The sequence below is a fragment of the Bacillus salipaludis genome (genome assembly GCF_030938565.1).
Taxonomy (GTDB): Bacteria; Bacillota; Bacilli; order Bacillales; family Cytobacillaceae; genus Neobacillus; species Neobacillus salipaludis_A.
On the sequence record NZ_JAVGVR010000001.1, the window covers coordinates 2,793,082 to 2,809,499 of the forward strand.

14 protein-coding genes are annotated in these 16,418 nt (G+C 37.9%); 10 read left to right on the plus strand and 4 right to left on the minus strand.

Going from position 1 to position 16,418, the window contains the following annotated elements; translation table 11 throughout:
• Nucleotides 1–14: 14 nt before the first annotated feature.
• The 3 genes from RCG21_RS13805 (at nt 15) to RCG21_RS13815 (ending at nt 3,140) form a co-directional block, all read left to right on the plus strand.
• Nucleotides 15–1,463, plus strand: a complete 1,449-nt coding sequence (locus RCG21_RS13805) for a hypothetical protein (protein ID WP_308913279.1) — start codon at nt 15–17, stop codon at nt 1,461–1,463.
• A 92-nt stretch (nt 1,464–1,555) separates the two neighbouring features.
• A complete protein-coding gene (locus RCG21_RS13810; protein WP_308913280.1) occupies nt 1,556–2,773 on the plus strand; it encodes an MDR family MFS transporter in 1,218 nt (405 codons plus the stop codon).
• A 187-nt stretch (nt 2,774–2,960) separates the two neighbouring features.
• Nucleotides 2,961–3,140 (plus strand): hypothetical protein, encoded by a 180-nt coding sequence (locus RCG21_RS13815; RefSeq protein WP_308913281.1) that lies wholly within the window; start codon nt 2,961–2,963, stop codon nt 3,138–3,140.
• A gap of 20 nt (nt 3,141–3,160) precedes the next feature.
• On the opposite strand, the gene RCG21_RS13820 is transcribed toward RCG21_RS13815, so the two are convergent.
• Nucleotides 3,161–3,394 (minus strand): YczF family membrane protein, encoded by a 234-nt coding sequence (locus RCG21_RS13820; RefSeq protein WP_133333492.1) that lies wholly within the window; start codon nt 3,392–3,394, stop codon nt 3,161–3,163.
• Between the two features lie 141 nt (nt 3,395–3,535).
• Here RCG21_RS13820 and RCG21_RS13825 point away from each other — a divergent pair, with 141 nt between their 5' ends.
• From RCG21_RS13825 to RCG21_RS13835, 3 genes are read left to right on the plus strand one after another with little or no spacing between them, the layout of a single operon-like run.
• Complete coding sequence (locus tag RCG21_RS13825) at nt 3,536–5,137, plus strand: spore germination protein (protein WP_235824737.1); 1,602 nt, start codon at nt 3,536–3,538, stop codon at nt 5,135–5,137.
• On the plus strand, nt 5,137–6,342 hold the full coding sequence (locus tag RCG21_RS13830) for a Ger(x)C family spore germination protein (RefSeq protein ID WP_308913282.1): 1,206 nt from the start codon (nt 5,137–5,139) through the stop codon (nt 6,340–6,342). The genes RCG21_RS13825 and RCG21_RS13830 overlap by 1 nt, the downstream gene beginning before the upstream one ends.
• A gap of 33 nt (nt 6,343–6,375) precedes the next feature.
• Entirely contained in the window at nt 6,376–7,485 is a 1,110-nt protein-coding gene (locus RCG21_RS13835; RefSeq protein WP_133333489.1) for a GerAB/ArcD/ProY family transporter, read from the plus strand.
• Nucleotides 7,486–7,527: 42 nt separating this feature from the next.
• Here RCG21_RS13835 and RCG21_RS13840 read toward each other — a convergent pair whose 3' ends face one another.
• On the minus strand, nt 7,528–9,198 hold the full coding sequence (locus RCG21_RS13840) for a PAS domain-containing sensor histidine kinase (protein WP_133333488.1): 1,671 nt from the start codon (nt 9,196–9,198) through the stop codon (nt 7,528–7,530).
• 330 nt (nt 9,199–9,528) lie between these two features.
• Here RCG21_RS13840 and RCG21_RS13845 point away from each other — a divergent pair, with 330 nt between their 5' ends.
• From RCG21_RS13845 to RCG21_RS13860, 4 genes are all read left to right on the plus strand, one after another.
• A complete protein-coding gene (locus tag RCG21_RS13845; RefSeq protein ID WP_133333487.1) occupies nt 9,529–10,056 on the plus strand; it encodes an RNA polymerase sigma factor SigX in 528 nt (175 codons plus the stop codon).
• A gap of 154 nt (nt 10,057–10,210) precedes the next feature.
• Nucleotides 10,211–10,918: a response regulator transcription factor gene (locus RCG21_RS13850; protein WP_133333486.1), complete on the plus strand. Its 708-nt coding sequence runs from the start codon at nt 10,211–10,213 to the stop codon at nt 10,916–10,918.
• Nucleotides 10,915–12,291 (plus strand): HAMP domain-containing sensor histidine kinase, encoded by a 1,377-nt coding sequence (locus tag RCG21_RS13855; RefSeq protein ID WP_133333485.1) that lies wholly within the window; start codon nt 10,915–10,917, stop codon nt 12,289–12,291. Before RCG21_RS13850 ends, RCG21_RS13855 begins: the two co-directional genes overlap by 4 nt.
• Before the next feature lie 17 nt (nt 12,292–12,308).
• A complete protein-coding gene (locus tag RCG21_RS13860; protein WP_133333484.1) occupies nt 12,309–14,015 on the plus strand; it encodes a DL-endopeptidase inhibitor IseA family protein in 1,707 nt (568 codons plus the stop codon).
• A 179-nt stretch (nt 14,016–14,194) separates the two neighbouring features.
• Here RCG21_RS13860 and RCG21_RS13865 read toward each other — a convergent pair whose 3' ends face one another.
• Both RCG21_RS13865 and RCG21_RS13870 read right to left on the minus strand, forming a co-directional pair.
• Nucleotides 14,195–14,668 carry a C40 family peptidase gene (locus tag RCG21_RS13865; protein ID WP_133333483.1) on the minus strand — a complete coding sequence of 158 codons (474 nt, stop codon included), beginning with the start codon at nt 14,666–14,668 and terminating at the stop codon, nt 14,195–14,197.
• A gap of 370 nt (nt 14,669–15,038) precedes the next feature.
• Nucleotides 15,039–16,376 carry an APC family permease gene (locus RCG21_RS13870; RefSeq protein ID WP_133333482.1) on the minus strand — a complete coding sequence of 446 codons (1,338 nt, stop codon included), beginning with the start codon at nt 16,374–16,376 and terminating at the stop codon, nt 15,039–15,041.
• Between the last annotated feature and the right edge of the window lie 42 nt (nt 16,377–16,418).

The following is a 16,418-nucleotide window of genomic DNA, read 5'->3' on the forward strand; positions in this document are numbered from 1 at the left end:
ATAGGCGGTGAAATATGAAAAACTCAATTTTAAAATTGACCTTAATAGAATGGCTGGGGATTGCTTCTATACTTATTGTATTTATCATGCAGTGGGTTTACCTAAATCCGTTCGTTTCTTCCTGGGACCAGGTTGATTTTGCCTTGGCCGTCAAGCGTTTCGATCTGATGGAGATGCAGCCGCATTTTCCGGGCTATCCTTTTTTTATTTTAGGCGGTAAATTGATGCATGGTTTTGTGAGTGAGCCTTCACAGTCACTAACTGTCTTTACCATTCTTTTTTATGCAAGTTCGCTAATCCCGCTGTATCGAATCATACATAAAAGACTCAAACGTTCCTACGCAATTTTATCAACTGCAATTATTTATTCATCTACCTATACTGTTATTATGGTCAACCAACCGATGTCAGAGGGGGCCGCCCTAGCGTCCCTATGGTGGTATGTATGGGGACTTGAGTTTGCAATTACTTCAAAAAATAACCGGGATATGCTGGTCCCACTGGTCCTTTTAAGTGTTTTACTTGGTATTCGTCTCTCCTATCTGCCCTTTGCAATCGGCATCATCTATTTATTTTATCTGAAGGTAAAAACTAATAATACTCCAATGCGAACCATATTTATCTACACCATATGGGCCGTTTTATTTCAGCTCATATGGGTGATGGGTCTTGTTATTTCCGAAGGGAGTATAAGCGGATTCATCAAACTTTCATTAGCATTTACAAGCGGGCATTTCACCGATTGGGGAGGGGCTATCGAAACAGATCAAATAGACTTTTTTCAACGTATGTATCTGTTTATTTGGAAGAATATTTTCTGGACGGGTACTTTTGCAGAATCCCACTTAACTGCAGGTATTTATATTCTTTTATTCTCCTTTCTATTTCGAAAGGTAAAAAAAAGTCAGCCATCCAACATGCTATTTTATTGGTTATTCGCTAGTTATTTCGTCTGGGCGTTATTGGCGCAGAATATTGAAAAAGCAAGACATGTTCTGCCGCTGGTTCTTATGCTCCTTCTTTTTGTAATGATTAAGCATTTTTCAAAAAAGCCATCTGCAATTGTTATGGGAGTGACTGTGGTAATTTTGTTCTGTCAAGTCAATCGTGATGTAAAGCTTTTAAAAATACAAGCAACAGAAAAACCTGCAATTTACCAAATGAATGAATATATTCGACAGTTAGATGAACCTGTCATTCTTTATACATGGGAAGAAACAAGAGTTCTGCAGTACCTAAAAGCACCTTACTTAAACAAAAGAATTGAAACATATCAATTGTTTAGACTGGAGTCAAAGTATTATCACGAGAAGACGATATTGTTGACCGATAAAGTCATCGAAGGATTTAAGTCCCAAGGAATAAACCTTGGTCAAAAAGTAAAAAAACTAAAAAGCTTTCATTCAAATGATCTATTTGAACCCATTTATCATGATATTACCTTATATAAATGGATTGAATAGCGATAAAAGACCACAAATGGTCTTTTTTTTCTTTACTTTTTGAACCCAAATTGATTTACTAATAAAGGAAAATACATAAAGTGAGGAATTTTATGAATAAAATTAAAACTTACCTTGGACAATTTCATACGATTGTTTGGGTCCTTTTAATTGGTACTGTGCTGGCAAGAGGCTCAGCTTTTATGACCCTGCCGTTTCTATCCATCTATTTATCTCGTAATATGGACCTTCCTCCTGTTGTTATCGGTTTGACAGTCGGAATGAGTCCGCTTATGGCAACCGTTGGCGGATTTATTGGCGGTCATCTTTCCGACAGATACGGGCGAAAAAAGGTCATGCTATTATCTTTATTCACACTAGCAATCGTGTACTACGGTTTTACTATTGCCAGCAGTCAAGGCTGGTTTATCCTCTTAAACGCCTTGAATGGACTTTGCAATTCGTTCTTTGAACCAACCTCACAAGCATTGATGGCAGATATCACCGATAAGAAAAATCGGATGAAAGCCTATTCCCTTCGTTATACCGCTATCAATATCGGGGCATCCGTTGGGCCGCTAATCGGGGCTTATTTAGCGGCAACATCCGCTAAAATGTCTTTTGCCATAACAGGTACAACCTATTTACTCTATGCGATTGTATTGTTTTTCTTTTTGCAAAGATTGGTCATTCCTCAACAGAAGGAAAGCAAAAAAATGGTATCAATTATCAATGCATTTAGGATTATCCGTAAAGACCGGGCCCTCATGTTTTTAATTTTGGGCAGTATTTTAGTAAACATTGGGTATGTACAGCTCGATTCAAATCTGCCGCAACATTTGGAAGCAAAGTTGCAAAACGGCGTGGTAATATTTTCTGTTCTACTTTCGATTAATGCGGTTATGGTTGTTGTTCTTCAGATGCCGATTAGTCATATAGCGGAAAAATTTAAGCCGATGCAGGCCATGCTTGCAGGTTCCATTTTTATGGCTGCAGGGCTATTTGGTTTTAGTTTTGTATCTGGTTGGGTGACGGCTGCTTTTTCGATCATTCTTTTAACCCTGGGAGAAATTTTGATTTTTCCTTCAAGCAGTATTCTCATTGATCACCTCGCCCCTGAAAATTTACGAGGAGCGTATTTTGGTGCAGGGCAATTTAGAAAAATAGGAAATTTTCTTGGTCCGGTTTTGGGCGGGTTTCTATTAAGTCATGTTCATGGTCAAGTCATGTTTTGGATAATTACAGTTATTACCTTGGGAAGTCTTTTCTTTTTTACAGCTGGTAATAAGGTTTATATAAAAACAAGAGTGGCAGGTATTGAAAAAATCTAAAAAGGATGCTCAATAAGCATCCTTTTTAACTATTTTAAAATCTCTTTAATTCTTGTAAGTGTCTTATTCGTTATATCTCATGCATTCTGTCTACCAATTTATCATTTTCTAAAAAACTAATCTCATAGTGCTGTCGAGGGGTAAATTTGAATACGATAAATTATCCAGTAGTAAAGGGGACTATGGGATGTGGCTTTGGATTAGTTTTGGACTACTAGTATTTTTGATTGTTCTTGAGGAATCAGTAAATTGGGGATGGAAACGATATTTATTTGGACCGAATCTAAAAAGAAAAGAAAAATGGAAGTATAGAATGAAATCCGTCCGTGGATTATGGAGAAAAATAAGAACGAAATTGGAGAGCTAATTGAGCCCTCCTTTTTTTATTTAAGAAGACGAATTATCTCCTTTTTTCTTACTAAGATAATCACGGAAGACGTCTATCAGAAAAAAAAGAATGAAAAAAATTAAAATGAGATATTCTGATGGCATCATGACACGAAAGGGATTTAAAGCATTCTTTAAAACATCATTGGGGTTTCGTCCCATCAATAGGTCTAGCCCGATGATCAGAGAAAACGAGAAAACAGCAAGCAGCATACTGACAAAAAGCAGTTTCATCTACATCACCTACTGACCGTAATACAAATATTGTTTGTTCCGATTTATCGTTTATGCAGAAACAAAAATGGATAATTTGGTGATTTTTGGACAATCTACCCATATTAGAGAATGATGGTGATTCTAAGTGAGGCGGAAATTGTGTCCATATTAACGAATATATTAAAAAAGAAGCAAAAAAAACGGCAAAACGATAATTACAGGCAAAAACAAGACCCGGGCAAGCCGGAAAATTTACCGTTAAATCGAGACTATCAAGAAAATATTACGAGAATTAAGGGAGAATTTGGCGATAGTACTGATATCGTTTTTCGGGAAATCAGATTTTCGAAAGTAAAAGGATTTGTCGTTTATGTGGATGGGTTAGCTGATAATAAAACAATTAATGATTTTTTCCTTCAAGCATTAACGGAAGAATTGGAAAAAGTGGAGATTAATTCTTTTGAATGGATGTTAGATTATGCAACAGGTTTAGGCAGTGTTCAGGCAATCGAAAACTGGGATAAGGTCTATGAATATTTATTATCGGGTAACACAATCATTTTTTTAGATGGATACAATCAGGCGATTAGTGTTGAGACAAAAGGTTGGGAGAAAAGGGCGATTTCTGAACCGTCAACGGAATTAGCCATCCGTGGTCCAAAGGATTCGTTTACAGAAACATTAAGAACAAATACAGCACTTCTCCGAAGAAGGATAAAAAGTCCGAATTTATGGCTTGAAACGATTAAAATAGGGAAAGTCAGCCAAACAGATATCGGAATTATGTATATAAAAGGGATTGCAAATGAAAAAATTGTGGCTGAAGTCAAAGAGCGTTTAAATCGTATCAATATCGATTCGATTATTGGTTCAGGCTATATTGAGCAATTAATTGAGGATCAGGCATGGACTTCCTTTCCAACTACTTTTCATGTTGAAAGACCAGATGTAGTAACTTCCCATCTACTTGAAGGAAGAATTGCGCTTTTAGTCGATGGAACTCCGTTTGTCGTGACAGTTCCGGCCGTTTTTATTCAATTTTTTCAGGCACCTGATGATTATTATTCACGCTTCGATCTTTCTTCAGCCATTCGTTTCTTAAGAATTTTAGCTTTTTTTATTGCAATTATGGGGCCGGCACTCTATATTGCAGCGACCACCTTCCATCAGGAAATGATTCCTACCACAATGGCAATTGCCATTGCAGCTCAGCGGGAAAATGTCCCATTTCCTGCCTTTGTTGAGGCCCTCATTATGGAGGTAACCTTTGAAATATTAAGGGAGGCCGGATTAAGACTCCCACGTGCAGTGGGTCAGGCTGTTTCCATCGTTGGTGCGTTAGTTATTGGTCAGGCGGCAGTTCAAGCTGGTTTTGTCTCCCCGGTCATGGTAATCGTGGTTTCGATTACAGCAATCGCAAATTTTTCGACACCGAGCTTCGCGATGGCTATCGCCGCAAGATTAATCCGCTTCGTTCTGATGATTTTGGCGACCATTTTAGGCTTTTATGGATTGATGTTAGGTCTCATGTTTATGACCATCCATTTATGTTCACTAAGGTCATTTGGGATTCCCTATATGATGCCGTTAGCTCCATTTAACATTAAAAACCAGCAGGATGTAATTGTACGATTTCCAATTTGGGCGTTGAAAAATCGGCCAATGTTTATCAGTAAAGGAAATATCGTTAGAACGGGAGAAAATCAGAAACCAGGTCCCCAAAATGAAAACAATCAATCTGGAACAAAAGGTGACCAGTAATGAAAAAATTTCTGATAATTTTTTTACTCATCATTCTTTTTCTTCCCATTGTAAGCGCATGCTGGAATCAAAAAGAGCTGACTGATCTAGCATTTGTCATGGCATTAGGTATAGATAGGGGCGAGAATCAGAAATTTGAATTTTCGGTACAAATTGTAAATCCTGGAAATGTATCATCAGGACAGAATGGCGGTGGGCAAGGATTGCCGATCGTCGTCTATAAGAGTTCCGGTAATACATTAACCGAAGCTGCGAGAAAATTAACAAAGCAAATATCACGCCGCCTTTATTACGCTCATACCAATCTGGTTGTCGTTGGTGAAGAAGTTGCGAAAACGGATTTACTAGATCTTTTGGACGCCCTCGATCGTGATCCGGAGTTCCGAACAACAACAGAGCTGGTCGTTGCTAGAAACGTAAAAGCAGAAGACATGATTTCGACGCTTTCTCTTCTTGATAAACTACCGGTGAATAAGATCACAAAAGAAATTAATACAACAGAAAAACTGTTGGGAGAAAATATGCATGTCCCAATTGATGATTTTCTTGCTGCACTAGTTTCGAAGGGAAAACAGCCATTGGCAAATGGAATTAGACTAATTGGAGATACAGAGAATGTCGGGAAATCGGATATTTTACAAAAAACAAAAGCTGATGGCATTCCAGCTGCGGCTGGATTAGCCCTTTTCAAAAGAGGAAAATTGACGGGGTGGGTTGATCAAAAAAATGCCCGCGGTGTGGTATGGGTTTTAAATAAGGTTCAAAGCACAGATATTAATGTGAGTTGGAATGGAAAAAAGGATGCATTATCAGTTGCACCCATTCGTTCGAAAACAAAGGTCACTCCAAGCATGAAAAATGGGAAACCTCTTATAAATGTTTTTATTGAGAACGAAGGCTGGATTAGTGAAGCAAATACGGCTATTGACCTCTCAAATCCGGAAGTAATTAATAAAATTGACCAACTCGTTCAAAATGAAATTCAAAAGGAAGTCCTTGCAGCGATTAAGGCTGTCCAAAGGAAAAAAAGTGATGTGTTCGGCTTTGGAGAAACGATTCATCGAACGTACCCGCTTTATTGGAAAAAAATTAAAACTGACTGGGATAATCAATTTGCGGAGCTAGATGTAAATGTACAGGTAGCCTCCTACGTAAGACGGGAAGGAATTCGAGTAAATCCATTCTGGGTCGATTTAACTAAATAACCCTATAGAAAAGAAAAGGGGGAGAGGTTGTAGATGGAAAAGATAAAAATAAATGCATCCCAGCTTTTCGTCCTTGTCTTTCTTTTTGAAATGGGGAGTTCAATTCTTTTTGGTCTTGGTGGTAGAGCAAAACAAGACGCATGGATTGCCATTTTATTAGGATTAGCGGGCGGTTTACTCGTCTTCTTTATTTACTATCGTCTATTTCTTTATTATCAGGATTTGCCCTTGACTAGCTATGTACAAAAGATTGTCGGGAAGTGGCCGGGGCGAATCATTTCCTTATTTTATATAACGTATTTTATCTATTTTTCAGCGAGGGTCTTAAGGGATTTTGGCGAATTATTGACAACCACTGTGTATACCACTACCCCTCTGTTTGTCATTAATACCTTAATGGTGTTGACCATTATTTATGGAATACATAAAGGGTTAGAAGTCATCGCAAGAGTGGGGCAGCTATATTTCGGGATTATCTATTTAATGGCGATAGCAGGATTTTTGCTCATTATCTTTTCTGGCTTAATTCACTTTGAATACCTAAAGCCGATTCTTGAAAATGGCTGGAAACCGGTATTTAAAACGTTTCTTAGGGAAACACTTACCTTTCCGTTTGGAGAGATGATTGTTTTCACGATGATTTTACCATTTGTTAATGAACCAAAAAAAGTAAAATTTGTTTGTGTTGGCGGGATGATTTTAAGTGGAATCAATATCATTATTACAGTAATCATCACGATATCGACCATCGGTCCGGAAGTGTTTGTCCGGTCAAACTTTCCATTGTTAACAACCGTTTCGAGAATCCAATTGGCGAATTTTATTGAGCGGCTGGATGTTCTTTTTATGCTTTATCTCATCATTGGCGGTTTTTTTAAAGTTACACTCTTCTATTACGCAGCCGTTGCCGGTGCAGCCGATATATTTCAATTAAATCAGAAGAAGCTTACCTTTCCAATTGGATTGGTTGTTTTGTTCGCATCGATTACTATGGCCTCCACATATTCTGAACATATTAAAGAGGGGTTAGTAGTTGTCACGGTCTATTTACATTATCCCTTTCAAATTATCATTCCAAGTACTATGCTAGTGATTGCCTTTTTTCGAAATAGGAAGGAAAAATCTAATACGACGACAAATTGAAAAAACAGCCATTCATAATCTAATGACTGTTTTTAATCGGAATTATGGTTTTGCAATTTTTGCATGCCTTGTTGTTTCAGCCTTTTTGGGATTATGCGGCAAAACGATGGTGACTAATGTTCCTTCATTTTTTTGACTTTCAAATGTAATGGTTCCTTTATGTGATTGCACGATCTTGAAGCTGACCGTCAATCCTAAACCAGTTCCTTTTTCTTTGGAGGAGTAAAACGGCTCACCAATTTTGGCTAATCTTTCTTTCGTAATACCGCAGCCGTTATCTTTCACTTTAATCGTAATCTGCTCTTGTTCGATTTTTTCTATACTTACTAGAATCGTACCGCCGTTTTGTGAAGCTTCAATCGCATTTTTAATGACATTAATAAACAATTGCTTAAGTTGATTTGGTTCGCACTCCATGAAGGTTTCCTTCGCAGGAAAAGTTGATTTTATTTGCACGTTATATAGACTTGCTTCTGTATTTAATAATGAAATGACATCAAACATGATTTTTTGGATATCAGCAGTTGTATATTTAAGTACTTGCGGTTTTGCTAAAAGCAGCAGTTCACCCACAATATGGTTGATTCGATCAAGTTCATCTAGCATGATTTGGTAATAAAATTGATGCCTTTGGTCCTCAACCTGTAAAAGCTGAACAAATCCTTTCAAAGAGGTAAGCGGATTGCGAATTTCATGGGCAACACTTGCAGATAGTTCCCCGACGACAGAAAGTTTTTCTGTCCTTCTCAACCGTTCCTCTGTTTGCCTCAATCCCGTTACATCTCTTCCATAACCAATAACCCCTGTTATTTCACCATTAATAACAATGGGAAGGGAGGTAGTTTGTAAGGTAATCGAATGCCCGTCCGCATGGAGGATGTTTAATTCATAAATGATTGGCGTACTATCATCTACGACAGTCGAGATAAATTCCTTAAGATGATGACGAAAGCGTTTAGGTAATATGCTTTTTACATTTTTACCAATCATTTCTTCCCTTTTATAACCCGTAATAATTTCAAATTGTGGATTTAAATTAGAAAGGACTCCATTTAGGTCCATCATATAAACAATATCCGGGCTGTATTCAAACAATGATTTGTATTGCTGCTGGCTTTCTGCCAGCTTTTTGGCCATTTCTTTTTTTTCAGTAATATCTCGGCCAATAATCACGAGGCCCTGTCTTGATCCATCCGGATTAAACAGTGGGACTTTGATTGTGTCAAATGTTTTGCTAGAGCCATCGGGGATTGGAACCACTTCTTCGCACCTTGTCACGATTCCATTTTTCCACGTTTCTTCATCCGATACCTCGCAATACCTCAGTGCATCGGCATAGTAATCTGAGTATGCTGCTAATTCGGAGTCCTTTTTCCCTCGATAATCAATATTTTCAAGCTGGAATAACTTAAGTCCAAAATCATTTGCTTCAATCCATCTTCCTTCCCCATCCTTAAAGTTGACGAAATCAACCATCGAATTGATCAAGGTGGATAGACGTCTTTCATCCTCTTTGGACGCATTCAATTCTTCTTTTTTACCGATAAAGAAATAAATTGCTCCACCAGTAACAAGCACATAAAAGATTTCTTTTAACCGTTCAAAAATCCAAATTAAATGGGTGGGGAGATAATGTTCAACTAGATAATTTGTTCCATATATCCAAATAAAACTTAAGACAAAGTATAAAATTACAAGTTTTTGTTTCTTCATGTAATTCTCCAGTTCCTTCAGTAAGTGAATTTCCGCGTTTGTTCATAAAAACATACCTTCCTTCTATAGTACTAGATTCTGATTGAATTTGGAATAATGCAAAACTGGAAATCTAGATAAAGTCCATAATTATTCCAGTATTTTCGAGAAAATAAAGCTATCGTAAAGGTTACAAATTGGTAACATAGTCGAATAAAAGATTTTACCGGATTGTAACCCTTTTTTCTGGAAAAAAAAGTATGATTTGTAGGGGATATGAATTTAAGACTTTTTAAATGGAAGATTTGTCCTTTGCCTCAGGTTGAATGGTGTTAGGAGTGTGAGCATGAATTGGAAGAAGTCTTTAATCATTTATATAAAAAATATCATCAGGATGTTTTTAATTTTTTGTATTATATGGTTCATAATCGTGAACAAGCAGAAGATCTTGTTCAAGAAGTCTATATACGTGTATTAAAGGCCTACCAGCAATTTAAGGGTGATAGCAGTGAAAAAACATGGCTTTTTGCAATTGCCAGAAATGTAGCCATTGATTCTTTTCGAAAACATAAAGGCTGGAAACAGCGGATCATCGATCAATTTGATTCTTGGGAACAGCAAGTCAAGGATGAATCGATTTCGCTGGAAGAGTCTGTGTTTCAAAAATTGGATACACAAAATATGTTCAAATGTCTTGAACAATGCACCTTAGACCAAAAGAGCGTAATCATTCTCCGCTTCCTTCAGGAGCTTTCAATTTATGAAACAGCTAAAGTATTAGGCTGGAAGGAAAGTAAAGTGAAAACAACCCAGCATAGAGCGATTAAACAATTAAAAATTTTAATGGAGGAGATAAGTAATAAAGAAAAAGCTGGATAACAGAATAAAATTCTACAATGAAACCTTACAATATAAAAACCTTCGCTGCCGCGTGGGTTATTTTTTTATAATAAAATGAAATAACCGTTGCTTAGTTTTACCTTATATGTAAAATTATAGAAGAAGGGAAATTTTAAAATGTGAGGTTTATACGATGTCAGAAGGAAAAATTTTAGTGGTGGAAGATGAAATCCCGATTCGGAAACTAATTGTATTTAATTTACAGCGCTCAAATTTTGAGGTAATGGAAGCAGGGGAAGGGAAAGAGGCGTTAGCACTTGTAAATAATCGAACTCCTTCTTTAGTCCTTTTAGATATTATGCTGCCTGATATGGACGGATTTGAAATCTGCAGCAAAATCAGGGAAACTCATCCCAGACTTCCTATAGTTATTGTTTCTGCCCGCGGACAAGACATGGAAAAGATCATGGGTTTGGAGCTCGGTGCGGATGATTATATTGTTAAGCCATTTAATCCACTGGAACTAGTGGCAAGAATTCGTTCAGTTTTAAGAAGAACAAATCAAACAGTACCTAAACAGCCTGAACCGGTTATCAAAGCTGGCCCTTTTCATTTCGAAATGAAAACACAGCGCTTGTACAAAAATGGACAATTGGTCAAATTAACCGCAAGGGAATTTCAATTAATTAAATTATTTTTTGAGCGCTTTAACGAGCCGCTCTCAAGAAATCAGCTATTAGATGAAATTTGGGGGCAAAATTATTTTGGCGACCCAAAAACAGTAGATGTACATATTCGCAGATTAAGAGAGAAAATTGAAGATGACCCGTCTCAGCCTTTGTTTTTAAAAACCATCTGGGGTTTTGGTTATTCCTTTCAAAATAGTGAGATAAATAAATGAAAAAGGGAATAAAACGGAGAGTGGTTTGGAGTTATTTAATCCTCATCATCTTTAGTGTTGCCTTATTTGAAGCGATTATTCTTTTCGCCTTAAGAGTTTATTATCTTGATGGAATCAAGCAAACATTAGGCGACCAAGGCCTATTGTTTTCTTCCTATTATGAGCAGGAATTAATTGATAACCAGTTGCTTAACAACCCGGGAAGATTATTGAATCAATATCGATTCCTGGTATCGGCTGAAGTTCAATTAATTGACCCCAATGGAAATGTAATCGCTGATACCCATGAAAATAAGCAAAAAAACATTTCCGATTATGAGGATGTAAAAATGGCCTTTACCGGTGTTACCGGTTATCTAGATACGAAAGCAGCTGGAGAACGGATTTTATTTGTAACACAGCCGTTAAAGCGGGGAAGTACGGTTATTGGGGCAATTCGCTTTACTACCTCAATGGAACGGTTAAATCACGTTTTTACCAAAAATATGCTAATCCTTTTATCTTTTGGAGGGATTGTTATCCTTACTGCAGCCATCATCAGCTTTTTCCTTGCAAACACTATTACGAAGCCGATTAGTGTTATTACGAAGGCTGCGGAACAAATGGCTTCCGGGAAGTTATCTACCAGAGTCAAAAAGGAGAATGAAGATGAAATTGGCAAGCTTGCAGATACATTAAACTATATGGCGATGCAGATTGAGAAGCATGAGCAATTAAAAAATGAATTTATCGCTTCTGTTTCACATGAACTTCGAACGCCTTTGACCTCCATCAAGGGCTGGGCAGTTACGCTTAATTCCATGACAGAAGACGATTTCTTCCGCAACGGTCTTGAAATTATTTCAACTGAAAGTGACCGGCTCAATCATTTACTTGGTGACCTACTAGATTTCTCGAGTTTATCTTCAGGTAAACTGCCCTTGGTGATTGAAAAAGTCGTATTGCCAACTTTCATCCAACAGGTGATTCAACAATTAGCTCCAAGGGCTGAGAGACAAGGAATTCAGCTTTCAGGACATTTAGATGAAAGTCTTGTGCCCGTTCTTGTAGATCATAATCGTTTAAAGCAGGTATTGATGAATCTTTTGGATAATGCTTTTAAGTTCACCCCTTATGGTGGGAAAATTGTTGTCGTACTAACGAGCATAGGAAAGGAAGCGGTAATTCAAGTCATCGATTCAGGTAGTGGAATCACTGAAGAAGAATTACAGTTGGTGAAAAATAAATTTTATAAAGGGAAGTCCAAAGGTGCTGGGAGCGGAATCGGATTGGCAATTGTCGATGAGGTTATCCAAGCGCATCACGGGAAATTTTCTTTGACAAGTAAGAATGGGAAAGGAACTACAGCAGAGATTCGTCTGCCAATTAAATAGATTAAGAGGAGAAGGTTATGTTCGGAAGCCAAATGAGAAAATGGGTTGTTCCGGCAATCGGTATGATTATGCTTAGCGGCTGCAATCTTTTTCCCGAACCTGAAAGTCTTATACAGGTTCCGAAGTACGTGAAAGCATTTAAAACGGAGCATGATGCTAATGTGGTGGCAATCGCTGCAAAGTATCTGCCAAAGGGGACTACTTTTTCAGTGCCGAATGGTCCTGTAGGGGCTGACTCGGTGCAGCCCGTTGATTTAGATGGGGATGGGAAAAACGAAATTGTTGTTTTTTATTGTTCAACCAACACCAAAGACCAGGTTGGCTTTTTTGTATTAAAAAAAGAAAATAAGGATTGGGCAAAAGTTTTTATTAAAAAAGGAACCGGCTATGCGGTTAACTGGGCCAATTCTGCTGATGTAACGGAAGATCAACAAAAGGACCTATTAATTGGTTGGCAGGATGGAGTTTCTTCGGGGAATGTATTGGAAATCTATTCCTGGAATAAGCAACAACTTAAGAAGATACAGAGGTTAAACTATCACGAATTGGAAGCCCTTCAGTTTAAAAATGATTCATTGACTAGACTTGTCATTTGGCAGCGTGATCTTGCGGATGTTTATAAGGTACAGCTATTAAAATGGAATGGGAACAGCTTTGAAGTGGATAAAGAACATGAATCCAGCTATTTTCATAAGGTGATTGATTATTATGAACATCGAACAGCAGAGGTTCCGGATGCCGCTTATTATTGGTATTATTTAGCTGATGCCCATTTAAAGGCGAATCACCCGGAGCTGGCTTTAAAGGCACTGGAAAAGGGAATGAAGCTTCATACTGTTGTTCCGTCTTATAGCTCTTTTTTGAAATTAAAGGATCAAATTGTTGAAAAGCTGGAAAAAAATAAAGACTCTTCGGTTTTGTTTGAATATCATGATCCGAATCTGTCCTTTCGTGTTCCAAGTAATCTTGCTCCATACATTACAACGAAAGGCGGACACGGCGAAAATAACAGCGATATCGTTTCAGTCCTATTTTCTCCTGATCAAAGGCTGCAAAAAAGTTTATTTACCTTCGAGATTTTTACAAAGGATATGTCAGGAGGAATCAAGGACACTGAATTAGTGAAAATTGGAGAAACGAAAAACCATCTTTATTTTATAAGGAGAGGAAAAGAATTGAGCGATGCTGGGAATAAGCTCGTTCAAACAGCTATTTCCAACAGGGAACAAATCATTTCAAGTGTAAAAATCGGACCCGAGTACCAGGAATATTACAGCCTTGAAAATGTAAATGTCATTCAGATCGCAAAGGATGCAGCGGTGAAATATCAGTATGTAATGAGCGGCGGAGAAATGAAAGATGGAATAATCGAACCCATCAATCTAAGTGATTCAGAGTACCGTTATCTAGGGGCTGATTTAGACACGAAAGCAAAGTTGTTTAATTATTTATCCTCTTCATATACATTGGATGCAATCGATACCTTTATGAAAAAAGCAAAAATTTTAGAGCACGATAGGAAGCTTGTCCAGCCAAATGCCGACGGGGGATCAATGTTAAATTATGATTTAGCAAAAGTAGTGCAGAAAAAAGATAATGGGGAAGAAAAAGAGTTTGATATAAAGGTTCCACTAGGAAATAGTTACTCCTACGAAGTGGTCCATATCGGATTCCAAAAAACAGAGATCGGATGGAGAATATTCTCTGATCCTGGGACTTTTTAATGAAGTTTAAAAAGGCTGGGGAAATCCCCAAGCCTTTTTAAAAATCACGAATGAATAAACGAACGATGAAATAAAAGAGGGAATTTACACCAAGAATGCATAGAAATACTATTACGACGTAGTAGAAAAAATCCTTCCACTTTTTTTGCAACTTTTTCATCAACTTAATCAGAAGCGGGTTATTTGATGATTCTCTTAGCGCCAACATATTTATCTTTCCAATAAGATAGCTTCATCGACTGAACCTTTACACCATTAGAGGTAGCACCAATGAATTTTTGATTACCGATATAAATAGCAACAAAGGAAACCGTTTTTCCATTTGTTTTATAGAATACGAGGTCACCAGGCTGTAATTGGCTCAATGTAACGCTTTTACCAACTTTATATTGATCGGCACTTGTTCTTGGAATCTTAGTATTTATAGCATTTTTATAAACAAACTGAGTGTAACCTGAAGCATCAAATCCTTTTGGAGTGGTGCCGCCATATTTGAAAGGACTTCCTTCATATTTTTGGGCATAGGATACAACTTTTTGTCCTTTCGTCTGTGATGCCTCAGCAATCGGGCTAAAGAAGGAAGAGAACATGAGGAGCAACGCCGTTACTAAAGCTGTCAAAAATGAACCTTTCTTCAATGAAGCATTTACCATGAAAATCCCTACTTTCGATTATTTTTTTCCACAAGGTAATCATAATCAATTTTAGAAAATCATAGGTATCGAAACAGTTAAAAATGTTTACAAAAAGGTAAAAGATTTATAGAAATGGCAATGTGAACATGGTAGTTGATTTCCGCTCTAGGCGCTTCGCTTTCCGTGGGCGCTTCGGGGAGCCTCCTCGTCGCTTCGCTCCTGCGGGGTCCCCCTGTACCGTACTCCCACAGGAGTCTTCGCGCCTTCCGCTCCAATCAAAAATGTTATTTAAAATGCCTATAAAACTAAAAGCCGCTTGGAATTGGTTAATCCAAGCGGCTTAGTATTCTCATATAGGAGATGGACTATATAGGTCTGCCTTCCCACATCATCCTGCTTCTTCAAAATCTAAAACGGCAATATCGTTTTTACGAATTTTGGTTTGATAGAGTAAATAAAGTACCCCAATCAGTGTCCAACCGATTCCTCCAATAAGTGCATCTGCATGAAGGTTTGACCATAAAATCCCTGTTAAGCCAGCACCGATTAACGGCATGATTAAATAAGTGAAAAGATCCTTTGCCGTTTTATATCTCTTTTCCTTAAAGACAAAATGGGCTATGACCGATAAGTTAACAAATGTAAACGCAATTAACGCTCCAAAATTAATAACCGAAGAAACTAACTCCAAGCTTGGAGAGATGGCGAGCATGGAAACCGCACCAACGAAAACGACGTTAAACGCAGGCGTCCGGAATTTAGGATGCACATAACCAAATAGTTTTCTCGGCAGGGCCCCATTACGCCCCATCACATATAAAAGTCTCGAAACACTCGCATGGGAAGCAAGTCCGGAGGCTGCCGTTGCCGCAAAGGCACCTGCAAGAAGGAATAGTTTAAAAAGAGTGCCGCCAACATATAATGCAATTTCAGGTAAGGTATCGTCGGTATTTTTGAAATTCGAAACATTTGGGAATAAGGCTTGAGCGAAATACCCTGTAACGAAAAAGATAGCTCCACCAATGAAAACCGTTAGCATAATCGCTTTTGGCATGATTTTTTTATCAACTGCTTCCTCAGCGTACATGGTAACGGCATCAAATCCAATAAAGGAGAAACAAACGACCGTAGCCCCCGTCAAAACGGCACCAAAATGGATATTCGCATGGAAAAGCGGTTCTGTTGTTAAAATGGTTCCTTGCCCCATTCCTTGAGAAAACTTTACAAAAGCCAGAATGATAAAAACCACAATTAAAATTAGTGAAAAAGCAACCAAAATGGAATTCAAATTTGAGGTCTTTCCCATACTCCAAACATTTAATCCTGTACAAATCGCCACCCAAATGAGAACCCATACCCATGCTGGGACACTTGGGAAGATGGATACCATGTAAATTCGGATAATTAGAGCATTCACCATTGGAAGGAGGATATAGTCTAGCAGTGCAGCCCAGCCGACAAGAAATCCTAAGTATGGATTCATTGTCTCCTTTGTATAGGTATAGGCCGAACCCGCACTAGGAAATACCTGTACCATTTTCCCATAACTAATAGCGGTGAACAGCATCACCAATAAAGCTGTAAGGTAGGCAAGCGGAACAACCCCATTTGTTCCTTTAGAAACAATGCCAAAGGTATCAAATGCAATCGTAGGGGTCATATAACCTAAGCCAAGCCCAACGATTGCCCATAATCCAAGTGAACGCTTTAGTGTAACATTCTCCAATTTAAACAACTCCCCTTTATGCACATCTAGCCTATGTGAAAT